Here is an 18,453-nt window from a genome sequence, read left to right on the forward strand (position 1 = left end):
GCTGGCGCAAATTTAAAAGCTGATCTCTTTTATATCAGCTACTTTTAGTATCTCACTATAAATTTGACCGATGACCGCGATGCGATTATTTCGCACTTTCTCATTTTCAACATTTATCATAACTTTGTCAAAAAACTCATCGATCTGTGGTTTTAGAGCAAATAGTGCCTTTAATCTTGGCTCGTATGCAAGGCTCTTATCAACTGCACTAAATGCATCATTTAGGGCTTTTTCAGCATCTATCTCAAAGAGACTCTCGTTCACCTTGCTAAATTTATCATCTTTTATGATGTTTGCAAGGCGCTTAAATGTCGAGAAATTCTCCCTAAAACTTGGCTCACTTGAAATTTTAGCAAGTGCCTCTATTATCTTAGTTAGCTCCAAGATATCCTTTTCACCACTTTTTATGCACGCTTTTACGATAGAAGCGTTTGCATCAAAGAAAGTGTAGAGTCTATCAAGGATGAAATTCATAAGCACTTCAACATCAAATTTCTTATACTCTTTTGCGATATCTTCTAAAATTTCTTTTATATTAAATTTCAAATTATGCGCCAAAACGATCTTTATCACGCCATTAGCCGCACGTCTTAGAGCGTATGGATCTTTTGTGCCGCTTGGGATTTTGCCGATACTAAAGAGCCCCATTAGCGTATCAAGCTTATTTGAAAGCGCCACAACCGAGCTAAATGCCTTACTTGGGCACTGCGCCTCCTCGCCGTCTGGCAAATACTGCTCTTTTATGGCTAGAACGACGTCTTTATCCTCGTTTTAGCCTTTGCATAGTAAGCGCCCATGATACCTTGAAGCTCGGTAAACTCATAAACCATCTGCGTTGTAAGATCAGCCTTGCTTAACATCACAGCTCGCTCAAGCTTGGCTCCATACTTGCCAGCTTCTTTTTTGAGTAGCTCGTCGTAGTTGCTAGCAAGTTTTTTGGCCACTTTTAGCTCTCTAAGCTCTTTTTCATAGATACTTCCAAGCTCTTTTAGGTAGGTTATATTTTTTAGTTTTTCTGGGCTAAATTCGTGCGCTAGGTCGCTTTGCCAAAAGAACATCGCATCACTTAGCCTTGCCCTTAGCACCTTTTCGTTGCCCTTGATGATGAGTGAGTAGTCTTTTGTGATGGCGTTGCTAACGACAACGAAGCCATTTGCGAGCTTACCATCTTTAAAGACTGGGAAGTAGCGCTGATTTTCTTTCATGGAAGTGATTATGACCTCGCTTGGCACCTCCAAAAATTCCTCTTCAAATGAGCCAAGAAGTGCTGTCGGATACTCGGTGATCGCCACAACTTCAGCCAATAGATCTATATCGATCTCGATCTTTAGCCCGCTTTTTTGGCTAATTTTTTCAAACTCATCAAGGATTATTTTTTCTCTCTCGTCTGCTTCAAGCACGACACCACGGCTCTTTGAGCCTTCAAAATACTCTTTTATATTTGAAATTTTTATCTTGTCGTAGCTGATACTTCTGTGAGGATAGGTAGAGTTACTGCTCTCTACGCCAAATTTGTTAAATTTAATGACCTCATCTCCAAGCAAGCATAAAAACGATCTTATCGGGCGGATAAACTCAAACTCGCCGTTGCCCCAGCGCATAGACTTGCCAAAGCTAAGGCTCTTTAAAAACTCTTCAACCATCTCACCCATTATCTTAGCAACCAGCTCGCCCTTCACCTCTTTTTCGTAGTAAAGCACCTCTTTGCCGTCTATCTCTTTAAATTTAAGCTCACTTTCATCTATGCCGCATTTATTTGCAAAGCTGAGTGCTGCCTTTGTAAATGCTCCGTCTTTTAGTGCCACTTGCTTTGGCGCACCGATAAAGCTAGCCACGCTATCAGGCTGAGATTGTGGAAATTTCTCATGAAAAAAGACCAAACGACGCGGCGTATAATAAAATTTAAAAGGGCTTACAAGATTATATTTTTCAAGTACAGCCTGCCATTTAGCATTGATATTTGGCAGCTCCCTTAAAAAGGGTATCGCTGGAAGCTCCTCAACTCCGATTTCTAACAATAACTCTTTCATATTTCACTCTTTTTATTAAAATTTTCTCTTTTTTCTCTTACCATTTTTCTTGCCCTCTCCTTCTCCTGTGACTGCAAAATGACGCCTCTTATCATAAAAATAAGAAATAAAACAAACGCCGTAATCATAAAAATATCTAAAATTTGCACTCTCTACTCCACAAAGATTTGGTTTTCCCTCTTATAAATTTTAACTCTCGCATTTTCAAAACTATACTCGCCATCTTTTAGCTTTTTCTTACTATAAACCCTGATCTTACCGTATGGTGTATGCAGATAGCCTCTCTCTAGTCTGCCCGAAATTTTAGCAAAGACATCGCCACTTCTAGCTTCACTTAATTGCGATGCATCTAGTAAATTTTCGCTAATATCTTTTGTGCCGTGCTCATTTGTGATCTCATAAGAGCTAACTTCAAGCGCATCTTTATAAATTTTCATTCGCCTTACTAAAATATCTAGCTCTTCGCCTACAGTAACGCTATTTTTAGGATCATAAACATAAATTCCGCGGTGATTTTTCGAGATAATAAAGCCATGCTTATCTTTTAAGATAACAACCGCTTTTTCAATCACTGCTGGAACTGCCTCTGGGTGATCAAAAAGCGTATCCACATCAGCCGTCTTATAGTTTTGTTCGCTTATTTTTTTATTGGCTTTGTTTTCATCTTTTTTAAAAATTTTACTCACAAAGCCTTTTTTTACTGGGCTTGGATCAGTTGAAATTTTAAACTTTAATGCAAAGTGATCCGAGTAAAGGTCGCTCTTTGCAAAGCCTTTTTCATCGACTGCAAAGTTTGGTTTAAAGACTTCAAAACTGCCACTAACATAACTTAGATCGCCATTTTCCATAAAGCTAGATGAAAGCAAAACATGATCGATCGCTCTTTTTTTGCCATGTACTGCGTGAGAATATCTATCTTTTGGATCAAGCTCTTTATAAAGATCATAAAAATTTCTCGTTGCAATGATGTCATTTAGAATGGATTTTTGTCCAAAGGGCGAGTTAAAATCACCCAAAATAATCGCATTTTTCTCTTTACCAAGAGCTGTTCTTAACGTTTTTTCAGCCTTTTTTTGCATATTTATACCATTTTTATAAGTTGGAAAGTGATTTACAAATATGCTAAATTTCTTACCTTCCGTCTCAAAAATAACCTTTAAAATATTTCTCGTCTTTACGTTTGGAACTTTAAAAATTTCACTGCCGATTGGCTGTAACTTTGAAATAAGCCCAAGCCCAACAGGCGAGTTTTTCTCCTTTGTAAAGCTTATAAATTTATACTCGCTATCACTTACTAGAGCTTTTAAAACCTGTTCATTTTCGATCTCTTGAAGTGCGATAATGTCAGTATTTAGTGCATTTATGACTTGTCTTGTTCTTTGTAGTTTTGAATCAGCCGCCTCGCAGTCCCATTTTGATACACCTACTTTAAAATCAAGATACTCGCTACCATCATCTTTGCAATCAAATAAATTTTGCACATTATAAGTTGCGATGCTAATTTCACTCGCAAATGCCACCAAAATGGTAAAAAACAAAGCAAAAACTACTCTCAAATCTCACTCCTAAAGTCAAATTCAGTGATATTTTGCCTGATCGCCTCATACGCGATAATGCCAGCACTCATAGCTAAATTTAAGCTCCTGCCCTCTTTTCCCATTGGTATGGTTATGGCATTTTTAAAATTTATATCCATAAATTCTCTTGGCAGTCCAGTACTCTCGCCACCAAAAAATATAAAATCTCCTGGCTTAAACTCGGCCTCGTAGTAAAGCCTATTTGTCTTTGTAGTAGCGAAGAAAAATCTATCCTTGTGGCTTAAGTTTGCTTCTAAAAATTCTTCCAAACTATCCCAAATTTTTGGATTTAAAATTTTCCAGTAGTCAAGCCCTGCTCGTCTAACAGCCTTTTCACTCAGATCAAACACAGTGGGCTTAACGATATGTAGCTTTAAATTTGCATTAACACACATTCTACCGATAGCTCCAGTATTTTGCGGTATCTGAGGATAAACTAAGACTATGTTAAACATAAGCTTTCTTTGCCTTAAAAAGTGTTATAAACTAGCCTATTTTAGCCAAAATGGGCTTTTAAGAGTTTTAAAGACTAATCTTTTCTAGGCTTACGCTCGCTTAGATATTTTGAAATTTCAAGCTCTTGCCTACGTTTTATCTCTTTTGCAATTTCTTCGTTTTTAAAACCAGCTGATAAAATTTCTGCCACATCGACTTTCGCGTCAAATTTTGCCTCATAAATTCCAAGCTTCACAGCACGCTCTATCCGCTCTTTATTATAAGCTCCAAGCCATGATTTTATGGGCATATTTAGAGCTATTTGCATTAGCTCTTTATCGATTGGCATGTCCTTAAAATAAGGCTGCTTTAAGATAGAAAAGTAGCTCTTTGGCAGACGCATTTTCTCTAAAATTTCATTTGCGTCAAGCTCAAATTTGCCAAACAAAAGATACAAAAATAGCCTCTCATCATCCACAAATTCTCTAGCACTCTTAAGATCGCTTAAAAATCCATCGTCCATAGAAATTTGCATACCAAAAATTTCTTTAAAAAGTCCAAGCTCAAAAAGATAGCAAGCTCCTTTTTCAAGATGCTTTGCACGAAAAAATTTAATAAGCTCAGTATTTATCCTATCTCTACTTAGATGCTCTAAACTAAGGCTTTTCATAAGAGCTATCGTCTCGTTTGCTATACTAAAATCAAGCCTTGAGCTAAACTGCACTCCTCTAAGCACCCTTAGTGGATCCTCTTTAAATTTTTCACTATCAATGTGCCTTAATATCTTGTTTGCTAGATCTTGCTTCCCACCGTAAAAGTCTAAAATTTCTCCATTAAAGATATTCATCATTATGGCATTTATTGTAAAATCTCGCCTAAGGCTCGCCATTTTGGGATCGTTAATATAGCTTACTGCAAAGTCTTTGTGTGAATTTCCAGTTTTGCTCTCGCTTCTTGGAAGCCCAATATCGTAGTTTTTGTATTTGTAGATGAAGTAGCTTTTGCCAACACCGCTCGCTCCTATGCTAGCCATCAACTCATCAAACTTGGTAGGCTCGATGTCATAGACCTCAATATCGTAGTCATAAATTTCTCGCCCAAGAAGAGCGTCTCTCACGCACCCGCCAACTAGATAAACGCGCGATGAAAAAGGAGCAAATAGCGATCTAAAAAAGTCTAGCTCGCTATTTTTATAAATTTCATTTTTGATTTTTAAATTTTGCAATCTCTCATCCGTCAGGCAGTTTATAAACTCACTTTGAGAGATTTTGAAGTCTATTTTCGATGTTTGCAAGAGTAAATTCTAAAAACTTAGTAGTTAGCTCAAGCCTTGAAGCGAGATCTTGCTCGCTAGTTTGCTTAAGCCCTTCAAAAAGTACCTCGATGCGTTCAGCAAGGTTTGCCAAAAAAAATTCCTCTTCGCTTATCTCTCTACTTTTTGGAGAAATTTCTATCTCGACTTTTGGCTCAAACTCTTTTGAAGCTTCTAAATTTAGTTCAAAATTTGGTTCATTTTCCACTCTCTCCTTTTCGGATTCTATTACCAAAAGCTCTTTTTTTAAATTTTCTTGCTCTAGCTCTTCTTGCTTCTTATTTTGTAAAGCCTCTATCTTTTTAAGCTCGGCGCTAACCTCACTAATTGCCATTCTAGCGATATCATCAAGCTTCATAATCTTATCAACCACCTTTTAAATTCATTTATCTCTTCATCACTTTTCATCGCTATAAAAAACTCTTTCATCTGCTCATTTTTTATCACTCGCTCTTTTCTTAGTCCGCTTAAACGATTGATCGCGCTAAGCGCATCTTTGTTTGAGGGGTCTTGCTTCAAGATGTTCTTGTAAATTTCAAGTGCATCATCTTTTAGTCCTTGAGCTTCGTAGATGAGTGCTTCAGTGATTGTGTTTTTCATTTTTTGATAAATCCTGCGATAACATCGCCTATCCCACTAGTTGAGCAGATCTCAACTGCGTTAAATGCAGCGATATCTTTTGTTCTGTACCCATTGGCTAGTGTAGTTTTTACAGCATTTTCTATGGCGTCTGCTGCCTCGCTCTCACCAAATGCGTATCTTAGCATCATCGCCGCACTTAAAATGGTGGCTATTGGATTTGCTATACCCTGCCCTGCGATATCTGGTGCTGAACCGTGTATCGGCTCGTAAATTCCAACTTTACCGCCCATGCTTGCACTTGGAAGTAGACCTATCGAGCCACAAACCATACTCGCCTCATCACTTAAAATGTCGCCAAATAAATTTTCAGTAAGGATGACGTCAAAATTCGCTGGGGCTCTTACTAACTGCATCGCCGCGTTATCCACATACATAAAGCTAAGCTCTACTTCAGGATAGCCCTTTGCTACCTCGCTAGTCACCTCGCGCCAAAGCTGACTTGTCTCAAGCACATTTGCCTTATCGACCATGCAGACCTTTTTCTTGCGAAGCATTGCTGTTTCAAAAGCGATCTTTGCGATGCGCTCGATCTCCATTTTAGAATAAACCATAGTATTAAACGCTCTATCTTCGCCTTTTTCTCTAGGCTGGCCAAAATAAAGCCCACCAGTTAGCTCACGAACAACGACAAAATCTACGCCTTTTAGAACTTCTGGCTTTAGAGTACTAGCATTCACCAGCTCATCAAAAACGATAGCTGGGCGTAAATTTGCATAAGCTTCTAGCTCTTTTCTGATCTTTAAAAGTCCGCTCTCTGGCCTAAGATGCTTGGTAGACTATCCCATTTTTCTCCGCCGATCGCACCAAATAGCACAGCATCAGAGCTTAGAGCAGCGCTTAACGTCTCATCTGGCAAAGGCACACCAAATACATCATATGCAGAGCCACCCATAAGCTTATAGTCGTACTCGAATTTCATACCAAACTCAGTACTTACTACATCTAGAATTTTTATCGCTTCGTCGATTATTTCAGGACCGATACCATCGCCCTTTATAACACAAATTTTATACTTTTTCATTTTTGTTCCATCTTTGCTTTTGCATATTCTATAAGTCCACCAGCATTTAAAAGCTCTTGCATAAAAGGCGGTATAGGGCTAAATTTATACTCTTTGCCACTGGTTAAATTTACGATCACACCGTTATCAACATCTATTTTTAGCTTATCACCAGCGTTTATCTCATCTGTTTCTTTTATCTCAAGTATCAAAAGTCCTGTGTTAAAGCTATTTCTATAAAATATTCTCGCGTAGCTTTTAGCTATCACCGCGCCAATGCCAGCAGCTTTAAGTGCGATAGGAGCGTGCTCACGAGAGCTACCACAGCCAAAATTTTCGCCTGCCACGATGATGTCGCCTTTATCTATCTTGGTACTAAAATTAGGATCAGCATCTTCCATAATATGCTTTGCTAAAATGTTTTCGTCGGAGGTGTTTAAGTATCTAGCAGCAATGATGATATCAGTATCGATATTATCGCCAAATTTCCAAACCTTGCCTTCTTTCATCTTTAACCTTTTGTTATGTAAATTTGAGCTGATTTTAGCCAAAAGTAACTAAATAATTCATCAAATCACAAATAAAGTCTGCGATTTAAACGGCTAAAGGGCAAGGCAAAGGGCGTTAAACGCCCCTTTTATTTTTTTAAATTTAAAGAACACCTGCCTAGGAATTTACACGCCGGGCAAAAACCCGTAACGCCGACGATAATCGGGATTAACCCGATTAACGCCCAGTAGCTCTCGTAAAAATACCAAACTACCGCCATAAAAACTAGCCCTAGTACGACCCTAATAATTCTACTTTTCACGCTTACCATATTTTTACCTTTTCTTAAAAATTTTATAAAGCGGGCAGTAGCCGTAATATCCCGTTAAAAGCGGAATTAGCCCGACCGTCCACAACCAGCAGTCGCAAATAAATCCGAAAATAAAAAACCAAATCGCCGCTATAATCAAACGTATAGTTTTATCTAAAACGCTCATTTTATCTCCTTTAAGCCAAAGCTTTTAGTATTCCGTTCATAACCATAGGTTTAAATCCGTAAATTTTAACCAGCCAACTCATGTAGCTCTCTCTGGTAGCGCCGAAGCACTCTAACGTCGGAGCCGTTCCCTCCCAGTCGAACTCTACCATTATGGCCTTGCCGTATTTGGTGATAAAAGGGCAAGCCGTATATCCGGTAAATTTCTCGCTAGGTTCTCGTCCTTTTATCGTATCGGCTAAATTTTTAGCTAAGATCGGATACATTTTCCTAACGCTAGCCCCCGTTTTACCAGCCGCAAATCCGCAAATATCGCCGATACCGAATATATTTTTAAATTTTGTACTTTGCAGGCTGTATTTATCGACGGCTAAAAAATTTAGCTTGTCACCCTCTTTGGTTAGGCCGGCGCGAGCTAAAATTTCGCTTCCTTTTTGCTTAGGCGGCAAGTGAAGCCAGTCGTATTTTACATCGATTAGCTCGGACGCGATTTTATCTTCGCCGTTTTGCCTATACGCCGTCCAAAACTCGAAAGTAGCGGTATTTGAGCTTTTATCGACGGCTACAATTTGGTGGCGAAGATTAAATTTTATCTTTCTTTTTATCATTATTTGAGTCATCGCCGCGGCATAAGTCGGATCGCCGAAAAGCTTGCCGCCGCCGACGTAAAGATTAACGCTGCCTTTATCGCGGTTGCCGGCCAACCTCAGCCTATCTTCACTCATACATGTTACTTTTTTATTAGCGCCGCTGCATTTCATCGGGGTTTTTTGATCGCAAAATACCGCTGCGCCGCCGTTTTGAGAGAATTTTTTCATCAGCTCGTTGCTCTTTACGGCGCCTTGTAGAGTGTAGACGGAGGATATGTTGCCGCTCGTATCGTTAATATCCTCTAAGCTCAGACCTTTAACGGCCTCAAAGTCGTATTCCACGCCGCTTGCCACGATTAGATAATCATACCCCAGCTCGCTCCCGTCGTCTAGGACGAGTAGATTGGCTTCGGGCTTTATCTCCGATACGTTTTTGCGTATCCACTCGGCTCCTTGCGGGATATAATCCGCTTTTTCGTAAACGACGTCGCTAGCTTCGTAGATTCCGACGGCGATTAGCGTAAAGCCCGGCTGATAGTAAAATTTCTCGTCTTTATCCACGAGAATTACCTTGGCGTTAGGCATATCTCTTCTAAGTTTAGCCGCCAACGCGATACCGCTAAGTCCCGCGCCCATTATGACGATTTTAGAATTTATATCGTCGTTTTCGTCGCCCGTTGCCGAGCAACCGCTCATACTAGCAGCTAGTCCCGCGGCCCCCATTAGCTTTAAAGCGTCTCTTCTTTGCAGTCCTTTCATAAATTCTCCTTTTAAACGAGTTTATGAAATGCTACATAAAAAAGGCCGCTCTCTCCGTAACAAAGTTACTTTAAAACGAGAATTTTAAGAAACTAGCCTTATTTCGCCGCGACTTTGCGTTATTTGTCCGCTTCTCTCAAGCTCTTTTAGCACCCTAGATACCGCCTCTCTAGCGCTTCCTAGATGATTCGCCAGCTCTTCGTGAGTTATTTTTATAAAATTTTCGTTTAGATTTTCGATGCTTTGAGATAAAAAATTCATAATCCGCGCCGAAAGCGGTAAAAACAAAGCCTGTTCCATAACGTTTATGGTTCTAGCAAACCGATCGGCTACGATTTTTAGAGTAAAATTTAAAATGCTCGGATATTTTTCTTTAAGAGGTTTGTAAATTCGCGCCGGAATAACGATGATCTCGCTATCTTGCTCGATTTCGACGCTTACTTTATTTTCTAGCGAATTTATAGAACACGTATCGCACAGCACGCAGCTCTCGTCTTTAGTTAGCCTAAATATCGTTATTTCCTTTGCGCTAGACGACACGAACGCCCTTAAAACGCCTTTTAGTATAAAGATAAATCCAAAGCAATCGTTTCCGGAGTAAAATATATCGCCCTTTTTTACGGTTTTTAGATACGCGTTAGCAAAGATCGCATTTAGATCCTCGCTTGCTAGATCGAAACTATTGGTAAATCTCTCGCGCAAAATTTCTTTTAACTCTTCGCTTAGCATTTTGCCCTTTCGTGACTTCGTTACAAAAATTTAACCTTATTATAGGTAATATTGCATAAAAATTTAATACGAAAAGAAAAACAATGCACGATGTTAAGAAAAACGACTCGCAAAGCAAAATAAAATCGCTGCCGATTATGCTTTTCGCCGGTACTATGGGGCTTGGAGGGCTTTGCGCGGCCTATAAGAAACTAAGCAAAATATTTGATTTACCCGGCGAGATATTCTCGGCGCTTAGAACGCTAGACTGCACGGTATTTTGCCTACTTTCGGCGTTTTATCTCTTTAAGCTTTTAAAATTTAAAGAAGAGGTAAAGGCCGAATTTTCGCACCCTATAAAGATAAATTTTTTCGGCGGATTTATCATCTCGCTTTTTCTTTTAGCTCTGGCCTACAAAGACGCACCGCGACTATACTACTCGCTTTTTTACGCGGCTTTAGGCTTGCAAACGATTTTTACGCTTTACGTAATTTCTTTTTGGATCGACGAAAAATTCGATATCGCGACGCTAAATCCGGCATGGTTTATCCCCGTAGTGGGCAACTTGCTAATCCCGATCATAGCCGAAAAATCTCAAGCGATCTGGTATTATTTTAGTTTGGGGCTATTTTTCTGGATTATTTTATTCGCCGTTATATTTTACAGGCTAGTCTTTTACGATAAGTTAGCCGACAAATTCGTCCCGACGCTAGTCATTACGCTAGCGCCGCCGGCTATGGCGTTTTTGGGATATGTAAAATTAACCGAGCAATTCGATGCTTTTGCGGCGATACTGCTTAATATAAACGTATTTTTCGCGGCGCTTATACTTTTTTCGTATAAAAGATTTATTAAACTCAAATTCGCCCTATCGTGGTGGGCTTTTACCTTCCCGACGGCCGCTAGCTCCATAGCGTTTTTAAAAGCTTACGAAATTACGCAAAGCGATTTTTATTTAGTTTTAGGAGTCGGCGCTTTTGCGGCTCTAGTCGCTTCGATTTTGATAGTCGGATTTTTAACGGCTAAATCTATAATAAACGGCGAAATTTTTTCAGAAAAATAACCTTAGCTCAAAAATTTACTTTAGTAGTATTCATAGCTGATTTCCAGCTTTTTATATAGGCCGATTTCCGTTATGTCGCCGTTTTCGTAGTATTTGTCCGTGGGCTTAAATTTGACCGAGGTTTTATGCGTCAAATTTCCCCGCTCGTCCCTGCTTATATCCTTAAACTGCAAGATTTGCCCGATTTTTGCCTCAGATCCGAAGTAATTTACCGACGTATACTCCATCTCGTCGCCGTTTGCGGCGTAGTAATAAACCCATTTTGAGCCCGGGGCTTGCGTGATTTTTTCGTATTCGCCGTTTGGCTTGCGCTCGAAGCTTATCTCTATGCCGTGGCGCGGCTCCATATTATTTTCTATCCGCGTTAAAACGCCCTTTTCGTCGTAGACGTAGCTATCGTCCGTCACTAGCGTCCCACCCGAATACGCCGCCCAAGCGATCATTTTGCCGTCCTTGCTGTAAGTGGTTTTCTCCGTGCGGGGGTAAAATTTATCCTCCACATGCTGTTCTTTGGCTGTCGCGACTAAATTTTCGCCGTCAAATTCGTATTCGTAGAGATAAACGGCGCTATCTTGGTATTTTTTGCGTATTAGCCCGTCTTTGCCGTATTCAAACAAAACCGAGCCGTTTGGTACGCCGTTTATGTGCTCGGTTTCTTGCAGTATATAGCCGTTTTCATTAAACTCCGTCCGCTTCACGCGCGTATTTTCTAGCGTCCCGGAGCCATCCATTGAGTATTCGTACTCCGTAGCCGCCATACTTTTGACCTCGCCTTTTAGATCTTTTTTGTTCCAGTCGCTTTCTGGTAAAACGGCCGAGTTTAGATAGCAAACCGCCGATGCCGCCGCTAAAATAGCTTTTAAAATTTTCATTTTTATCCTTTTTCAAATCACGCAAAGCCTAGATTAATTTAGGTTAAAATTTCGCCTAATTTAGCCCAAAAAGCGACAATACTAATGAAATCCTAGCTTTTACGAGTTAAAATATATGTTTAAAATCGACTCAAATTTTTAAGCAAGCCTGAGGCGAATTTTCATTTTCGAGTGGTTTATTAACTTAAGACTAAGCTTCATTTACCTTTTTAAAAATTTCTCTCATCTCTTCTTCACTCAGTGGCTCAACTAGCACATTTGCCGCATCGATGAATCGGTATTTTTCTTTTGGTAAATTTTTCATGAAAGCACCATATTCACACTCACCAAGCACATGTGCATCACTATCTTCCACACCCACTACTAGCGTAAGTATCCAGCGTGAGACCTTGCGTTCACCTAGGGCTTCTTGTGCTTGCCACGAAGGAGAGGGAGCGTAAGGCAAGATGGTCGGTAAATTTTCACTAAGCGTATATGCACCAAAAATTTCGTTGCCGTTTTTATCTTCGTATAAATTCTCTCTTGCGCTATAAGCGTCAAGGTACTGCACCTGCCTCATCATCTCATCAAATTTAGCCACAGGGCTGGCACTTGCAAAAATTTCATCTATCATAACCGCGTCAAACGCCACGTCACGCTCCACGCCATAGATATAAAGCGTTTGATTTTTCTCTTTTGCGTCCTTTAGAGCTTCAAGCCCCCACATTATGTCAGCTTCATAATCAAATTTTAAAATTTGCTCGCTATCGTAAATTTCTTCATTGTCGCGCTCTATTTTCGAGCCGGTTTGGGCTGAGAGCTTTGAGAGTAGTTCAAGCGCGATCTGCCAGTCGCCAACGCCGCTTGGAGTGCAGACTCGAACGATATATTTTCCATCTTCATAGTTTAGCTCAAAGCCACGAGCACTTTTCTCCCAAATTCCTGCGATCATCACGTCAGCACCAAGCTCATTTGCGCCTGGCTCTTCTTGTTTGCCATTAAAAAAGAAAAGTCCCCCGACAAGCCCTGAAATTTCACGCTCGCTTAGCGCCTTTTCATATCCGCCCAAAAGCTTCTTTTTATTTTTTACCTTAAATGTTACGCTCATAAATTCTCCTTTATCTAAATAGCAAAAGTATGCCGATGCCACAGACTATAACGGCGGTGCAAATTTCAAGTAGTCTTAGGTGTATTTGTAAAAATTTCTTTAGCATAGCTCCGCCAAGAGCATAGACGCTAAGCGAGCAAAACTCGATAAAAACGAGCGTAACCGTGATAGAGAGTATGCGCGGCAGGCTAAAAGGATCGTTTGCATCCAAAAAAGTCGGCAGCAAGGCGGAGAGAAAAATCCATGCCTTAGGATTTGAGATACAGACCACGGCGCCGTTTAAAAACATCTGCTTTTTGCTCGGCAGCTGCGAGACCTTCGTGATACTAAGCTGCCCCTTGCTAAAAAACAGCATAGCGCCCAGATACAGCAGATAAAGCCCCGCGATGACGTTTAAAACCTTAAACGCGAAACTATAATGCGCCAAAACGGCGCCCACTCCCAGCATACAGCAAATACCCACGAAGGCCAGAGAGGCGAGCTGCCCCGACATCATCGGCAGCGCGCGCACGTAGCCTAGGCTCATGCCGATACTCATCGCATAGGTCATGTTGATGCCTGGCATTAGCGAGATAGGAGCAAGCGTGGCGAAAAAGAGTAAGAAGTCCATAAAAAGCCTTGAAATTTAGCTAACAAATATAAAAATTTAAGCTATAAATCAGATCCAGCGATCAAATTTATAGTTTAAATTTAAAAGGCGGACTAAGCCGCCTCTTTTTTTAGTGAGTTAAGAAATACTCTTGAATTTTGGCTTTGTCGCTTGTTTTTGTAAGCGCAAGCATCAAAAGCACTCTAGCTTTTTGCGCGTTTAGGTTATCGCTTGTTAAAAAGCCGTATTTGCCGTCGTCTACTTCGCCGTTCATAGTCGTTTCGCCACTTCCTACACGTGAGTCACGAACTACCACTACGCCGGCTTTTGAAGCCTCGCCAAGTGCGTCAAGTACGCTAAAGTAAGGGTTGCCATTGCCAAGACCAGCACTGATGATGCCTTTTGCGCCGTTTTTAACAGCTATGTTTACAAAGTCAGGGTTGTCATTTGCATGAGAGTAAATGATATCAACTCTTGGAAGTTCTTTTACTCCCTCTAGATCAAATGCTGATTTTGCTGTGTGTTTTCTGATCGGATTCATATAGTATTTTACGTTACCATAAAAGACTGTGCCGATCTTACCGCTGTTTGGTGATTTAAATGTATCAACGCCTGTGGTGTTGGTCTTTGTCACTTCTCTAGCAGCGTGAATTTCGTCGTTCATAGTAACCACAACGCCCTTGCCTACGCTATCTTTGCTGATAGCTACGTTTACAGCGTTAAATAAATTTAATGGGCCGTCTGCGCTTAGTGAGCCACTATTTCTCATCGCACCTACAAGCACAACTGGTTTGTCGCTTTTAACGACCAAATTTAAAAAATACGCCGTCTCTTCCATAGTATCTGTGCCGTGAGTAACGACGATACCATCAGCCTTGCCACTATTTAGAAGTTCGTTTATTCTATTAGCAAGCTTAAGCCAAACTTCATTGTTCATATCTTGTGAGCCGATATTTGAAATTTGCTCGCCTTTTATTGTAGCGATCTTGTTGATATCTGGCACGGCTGCGATCAGTTTATCGACCGTAACAGTTCCAGAAGTATAGCTCGCATCAAGCGATCCTGAGCCGCTTCCCGCTATCGTTCCACCAGTGGCTAGAATGTAGATGGTTGGCTTTGCAACCGCTAAAGTAGCACCTAAAATCATGAGTAACACCGCCTTAAAGATTAAACGCATTTTAGCTCCTTTGCATTAAAATTTGCAAAGTCATTATAATGCCATTTATTTAAAAAAATTATTAACTTCTAAATTTTATATTTATTTAAAAAATTCTTATCAAAAACATATAAATTCCGGTTGAAATAACTATGCTAAGAAGGGTATTTTTAAATTTTAAATGCATCAAAATAGCTGTAAAAACTGCTGCTATCTCGCTTAAGCCGTATGGAGACTCGCTAAATTTCGTATCTTTTAAGCCGTAGCAGACCAAAACGACCATTATCATCATGCCCATATGCTTCTCAATGGCGTCTAAATAATGGTTTGACTTATGGTTTTTCAGAGCATAAAACGGCGTTGCCCTCGTTATAAAAGTAGCCAAGGCACTTAAGAGCACCGCCACAAAAAGAACCATCTCGTTTGAGCTTACACTTATCAAATTTTATCCTTGAACAAAAGCAAAAATACAAAACAAAGCGCCATTGAGCCAACAAGCACAAATTTAGCTGGAAATAGGCTCACTCCAAGCACGCCAAAAAATGTCGCCGCAAAGAGCACGCGGCAGTTTTTATCATTTTTAAACATTTCAATCACAATAACTATAAAAAGTGCTGTCAAGCTAAACTCAAGCCCTTTTGTATCAGCCTTTATAAGATCGCCAAGTATCGCACCAAGCAACGTTCCAGCCGCCCAGTAAGACCAAGAAAGGATATTTAGCCAAGTAAAGACAAAACTTCGATCACTTGCCTCTTTTAGTCCCGAATTTTTAAATATCGCAAAGGTCTCATCTGTTAGCAAAGCGATGTTTAAAAGCCTAAATTTGATCCTGCTATACTCTTTTAAAAGTGAAATTCCATAAAAAGTATGGCGTAAATTTACTAGATAGCTCACGATAAATACCTCAACGTAGCTCGTGCCAACGCTAAAGAGCGAGAGCATCATAAACTGCGCTGCTCCGCCGTATGCTAGCGTACTAAGTGCCACGGCGATAAATGCGCTAACGCCCATGCTCTTTGCCAGCACGCCAAATGCGACGCCAAGTGGGAAATAGCCCATAAAAATAGGAATAGATAGTTTAAAAACGTAGTTAAATGTCAAATTTTTACCTTCATAAAAAGCCGAAATGTTAGCAAAATTTGAAAAATTTAGAGTAAAAATAGAGTTAAATTTTATAAAATGATAGAAAATTTTTAGAGTTAAAAAATGAAAAAGGTAATTCTAATTTTATTTTGTATTTTATTTTCTTGGGGTAAAAATTTTGATGCCACTAAGCTTGAAAGTGAATGCGCTTTAAATAACGTAGAAAGTTGCACCGATCTTATATATATCTACTTTAATAAAAATGAGCACGATAAAATGGCAGCTATGGCAAACAAGGCTTGCGAGCTAGGCAATCCACATAGCTGCCTATTTTTAGGAAATATATATCTACAAAAAGACACCCTAGCACAAGAAAAAGAAGAAGGGCTTAGGCTTTATAATAAGGCTTGCGAACTAAAAAATGCATTTGCTTGCTATACCCTTGCACTTATCTATGAAACTGGAGATGCTGGTATATTGCAAGATAAAAATAGAGCAAAAAACTACTATAAAAAAACCTGCGAGCTTGATTTGGATGAAGCTTGCAGTACACTTAAAAATTTTTAATTAAGCAAAAGATGCTTTTACTCTTGCTTTGAAAAGCAGAAATTTTGGACGAAATATATCAAAGTGATAGCAGGATAAGAGAAAATTTTACAGGCAGTTACAAAGATGCCTTAAAAATTTATAATTCATCAAGCAACAATAGTACTGCCAAAAATTTTTAATTTAGCCCAAATTAATGAGTCTATTTTATCGAGTCCTTGCCTTTTGGCGTTTTATTTAAAAAGCAAAATACCTCAAGCATAAAAGAAAGCAGTATAAGCCCAACGATAGCTAGAGTTGCGTTCATACTACCTACCTTTTAAGCCCATTTACTATTTCAAGCATCGAATCACTCGTAGTTATCGCCTTTGAGTTTGCCTCGTATGCGCGCTGACCAGTGATAAGATCGGTCATCTCTTCAACCAACTGAACGTTACTCATCTCGACAAATCCTTGTCTGATCGTACCAAGTCCGTCAAGTCCTGCCACGCCTACCACAACATTACCGCTAGCGCTTGTTTCTAGGTAGTTGTTGTCGCCCATTGAGTGAAGGCCAGCCGGGTTTATGAAATTTGCTAGCTCGATCTGACCTATCTGAGCCATCTCTCTCTCACCTGCTTGGAGTACTGATACAGTGCCATCTGTGCCGATAGAAATTTGCGTCGCATTTGCAGGGACTGTGATCTGAGGGATGAGCTGATAGCCATCACTATTTACGATCGTGCCGTTTGCATCAAGCTTAAATGCGCCATTTCTAGTGTAGGCTGTCGTGCCATCAGGCAGCTGAATCTGAAAAAATCCATTGCCCGCTATTACCATATCTAGGTTGTTGCTAGTCTCTTTGAAATAGCCCTGAGAGAAAATTTTATTTATCGCCGTTGGACGCACACCAAGGCCCACTTCGATGCCTGTTGGGCTTGTGGTAGTCTGGCTTGTAGCCGTACCTGCATACTCCATGACTTGATACATAAGATCAGCAAATTCAGCCCTATTTTTCTTGTATCCATAAGTATTTACGTTTGCGATGTTGTGTGAGGTTACGTCTATCTGCGTCTGCTGGGCTATCATACCAGTGGCCGCAGTGTAAAGTGATCTCATCATAGTTTTATCCTTTTATTAAGCTTTTAGGGCTAGTTTTTGAACAGCATCTTGGTTAAGGTCGCTCATGTGGCTTGTCATAACCTTTTGATACATATCAACTAAGCGCTGGGTTTCTATTAGACCAACCATTTCTAAAACTGGATTTACATTTGACATCTGAGCATATCCTTGCATTACGCTATCAGCTTCTTCAAGCTCTGTGATGTCGTCAAAATTTCTACTCTCAAAGAGATTATCTCCGACCTTTTTAAGATCTCTTATCTCTCTTGGCTGAGCTATAAAAAATTTAGAAAATTGATTGTTATTTGAGTATAAATTTCCATTTTTATCGGCAGTTAGCACCTCACCTTGTGGCACTTGGATACCTCTTTGGCCAGGATTTTGTGCCTCGTAGCCGCTTGGCAAAACTTTATAGCCCTCTTTTGTAACGATGTAGCCGTCGCCATCAAGGCTAAAAGAGCCGCTTTTGCTAAGTTTTACGCCGTTTGGGGTATCAACTAAGAAAAACGCGTCATCTCTTTTTATCGCAAAGTCAAGCGTGTTTGAGCTGTATTTAAAGCCTCCAGCGCTAAAGTCGGTGTACTCTTCGCTCACTTGTGGTACGCGGTCAAGCGTTCTATTTAAAAATTTAGCTCCATCTTTTGTGTGATTTTTAAGAGGAAGCTCATCTTGCGTCTCTTTAAAAATTCTCGCAAAGTCACCGATAACTACATCATTTCGCTTATAGCCGATCGTATTTACATTTGCAAGGTTGTTTGAGATGATATTTAGTCTGTTAAACTGCGTTACCATGCCAGCAGTGGCTTGATAATAACCATTTTGCATAAATTTTCCTAATCAAATTTTGATTTTTATAGCTACTAAGCAATCATCGTTCCAACTTTGTTTTTATACACATTTACAAAATTTGGGTATAA

Annotated in this window: 19 protein-coding genes and 2 pseudogenes; 2 read left to right on the forward strand and 19 right to left on the reverse strand. The window is 39.9% G+C overall.

Annotated features, from left to right (window positions below):
* Nucleotides 1–12: 12 nt before the first annotated feature.
* The 10 genes and pseudogenes from A3835_01325 to A3835_01370 all read right to left on the reverse strand — a co-directional run bounded on the left by A3835_01325 (nucleotide 13) and on the right by A3835_01370 (nucleotide 10,059).
* Nucleotides 13–2,030: pseudogene (locus A3835_01325) on the reverse strand (glycine--tRNA ligase subunit beta).
* Nucleotides 2,031–2,182: 152 nt separating this feature from the next.
* The gene (locus tag A3835_01330; GenBank protein ID ORI08961.1) at nucleotides 2,183–3,586 is read right to left on the reverse strand and encodes an endonuclease; all 1,404 of its coding nucleotides are present in this window, start codon (nucleotides 3,584–3,586) and stop codon (nucleotides 2,183–2,185) included.
* Nucleotides 3,583–4,062 carry an RNA methyltransferase gene (locus tag A3835_01335; GenBank protein ID ORI08962.1) on the reverse strand — a complete coding sequence of 160 codons (480 nt, stop codon included), beginning with the start codon at nucleotides 4,060–4,062 and terminating at the stop codon, nucleotides 3,583–3,585. Before A3835_01335 ends, A3835_01330 begins: the two co-directional genes overlap by 4 nt.
* A 74-nt stretch (nucleotides 4,063–4,136) precedes the next feature.
* Entirely contained in the window at nucleotides 4,137–5,282 is a 1,146-nt protein-coding gene (locus A3835_01340) for a poly(A) polymerase (protein ORI09040.1), read from the reverse strand.
* A 13-nt stretch (nucleotides 5,283–5,295) separates the two neighbouring features.
* Nucleotides 5,296–5,712 (reverse strand): GlcNAc transferase, encoded by a 417-nt coding sequence (locus A3835_01345; GenBank protein ORI08963.1) that lies wholly within the window; start codon nucleotides 5,710–5,712, stop codon nucleotides 5,296–5,298.
* The gene (locus A3835_01350; protein ID ORI08964.1) at nucleotides 5,709–5,954 is read right to left on the reverse strand and encodes a hypothetical protein; all 246 of its coding nucleotides are present in this window, start codon (nucleotides 5,952–5,954) and stop codon (nucleotides 5,709–5,711) included. Before A3835_01350 ends, A3835_01345 begins: the two co-directional genes overlap by 4 nt.
* Nucleotides 5,951–7,017, reverse strand: a pseudogene (locus A3835_01355) (3-isopropylmalate dehydrogenase). Before A3835_01355 ends, A3835_01350 begins: the two are co-directional and overlap by 4 nt.
* Nucleotides 7,014–7,505, reverse strand: a complete 492-nt coding sequence (locus tag A3835_01360; protein ID ORI08965.1) for a 3-isopropylmalate dehydratase — start codon at nucleotides 7,503–7,505, stop codon at nucleotides 7,014–7,016. Before A3835_01360 ends, A3835_01355 begins: the two are co-directional and overlap by 4 nt.
* Before the next feature lie 487 nt (nucleotides 7,506–7,992).
* The gene (locus A3835_01365) at nucleotides 7,993–9,330 is read right to left on the reverse strand and encodes a pyridine nucleotide-disulfide oxidoreductase (protein ID ORI08966.1); all 1,338 of its coding nucleotides are present in this window, start codon (nucleotides 9,328–9,330) and stop codon (nucleotides 7,993–7,995) included.
* An 84-nt stretch (nucleotides 9,331–9,414) separates the two neighbouring features.
* The gene (locus A3835_01370) at nucleotides 9,415–10,059 is read right to left on the reverse strand and encodes a hypothetical protein (protein ID ORI08967.1); all 645 of its coding nucleotides are present in this window, start codon (nucleotides 10,057–10,059) and stop codon (nucleotides 9,415–9,417) included.
* An 83-nt stretch (nucleotides 10,060–10,142) separates the two neighbouring features.
* Here A3835_01370 and A3835_01375 point away from each other — a divergent pair, with 83 nt between their 5' ends.
* Nucleotides 10,143–11,102, forward strand: coding sequence for a C4-dicarboxylate ABC transporter (locus A3835_01375; protein ORI08968.1), 960 nt, complete (start codon nucleotides 10,143–10,145; stop codon nucleotides 11,100–11,102).
* A 20-nt stretch (nucleotides 11,103–11,122) separates the two neighbouring features.
* Here the strand turns inward: A3835_01375 and A3835_01380 are convergent, their stop codons facing one another.
* From A3835_01380 to A3835_01405, 6 genes are all read right to left on the reverse strand, one after another.
* Complete coding sequence (locus A3835_01380; protein ID ORI08969.1) at nucleotides 11,123–11,974, reverse strand: hypothetical protein; 852 nt, start codon at nucleotides 11,972–11,974, stop codon at nucleotides 11,123–11,125.
* Nucleotides 11,975–12,164: 190 nt separating this feature from the next.
* Nucleotides 12,165–13,061, reverse strand: coding sequence for a hypothetical protein (locus A3835_01385; protein ORI08970.1), 897 nt, complete (start codon nucleotides 13,059–13,061; stop codon nucleotides 12,165–12,167).
* 10 nt (nucleotides 13,062–13,071) lie between these two features.
* Nucleotides 13,072–13,671, reverse strand: a complete 600-nt coding sequence (locus A3835_01390) for a lysine transporter LysE (protein ID ORI08971.1) — start codon at nucleotides 13,669–13,671, stop codon at nucleotides 13,072–13,074.
* A 109-nt stretch (nucleotides 13,672–13,780) separates the two neighbouring features.
* Complete coding sequence (ansB, locus tag A3835_01395; GenBank protein ID ORI08972.1) at nucleotides 13,781–14,827, reverse strand: L-asparaginase 2; 1,047 nt, start codon at nucleotides 14,825–14,827, stop codon at nucleotides 13,781–13,783.
* A gap of 85 nt (nucleotides 14,828–14,912) precedes the next feature.
* Nucleotides 14,913–15,248, reverse strand: a complete 336-nt coding sequence (locus A3835_01400) for a branched-chain amino acid ABC transporter (GenBank protein ID ORI08973.1) — start codon at nucleotides 15,246–15,248, stop codon at nucleotides 14,913–14,915.
* On the reverse strand, nucleotides 15,245–15,907 hold the full coding sequence (locus A3835_01405; protein ORI08974.1) for a branched-chain amino acid ABC transporter: 663 nt from the start codon (nucleotides 15,905–15,907) through the stop codon (nucleotides 15,245–15,247). The genes A3835_01400 and A3835_01405 overlap by 4 nt, the downstream gene beginning before the upstream one ends.
* 105 nt (nucleotides 15,908–16,012) lie before the next feature.
* Here A3835_01405 and A3835_01410 point away from each other — a divergent pair, with 105 nt between their 5' ends.
* Nucleotides 16,013–16,456, forward strand: coding sequence for a hypothetical protein (locus A3835_01410; protein ID ORI08975.1), 444 nt, complete (start codon nucleotides 16,013–16,015; stop codon nucleotides 16,454–16,456).
* 181 nt (nucleotides 16,457–16,637) lie between these two features.
* Here A3835_01410 and A3835_01415 read toward each other — a convergent pair whose 3' ends face one another.
* Genes A3835_01415 through A3835_01425 form a run of 3 tightly spaced genes read right to left on the reverse strand, consistent with a single transcriptional unit; the run spans nucleotide 16,638 to nucleotide 18,361 of the window.
* The gene (locus tag A3835_01415; GenBank protein ORI08976.1) at nucleotides 16,638–16,742 is read right to left on the reverse strand and encodes a phosphohydrolase; all 105 of its coding nucleotides are present in this window, start codon (nucleotides 16,740–16,742) and stop codon (nucleotides 16,638–16,640) included.
* A 5-nt stretch (nucleotides 16,743–16,747) separates the two neighbouring features.
* A complete protein-coding gene (gene flgG / locus A3835_01420) occupies nucleotides 16,748–17,536 on the reverse strand; it encodes a flagellar basal-body rod protein FlgG (protein ORI08977.1) in 789 nt (262 codons plus the stop codon).
* 15 nt (nucleotides 17,537–17,551) lie between these two features.
* Nucleotides 17,552–18,361 (reverse strand): flagellar biosynthesis protein FlgG, encoded by an 810-nt coding sequence (locus A3835_01425; protein ID ORI08978.1) that lies wholly within the window; start codon nucleotides 18,359–18,361, stop codon nucleotides 17,552–17,554.
* Nucleotides 18,362–18,453 lie beyond the last annotated feature (92 nt).

Origin of the sequence: Campylobacter concisus, assembly GCA_002092835.1 — a bacterium.
GTDB lineage: Bacteria > Campylobacterota > Campylobacteria > Campylobacterales > Campylobacteraceae > Campylobacter_A > Campylobacter_A concisus_K.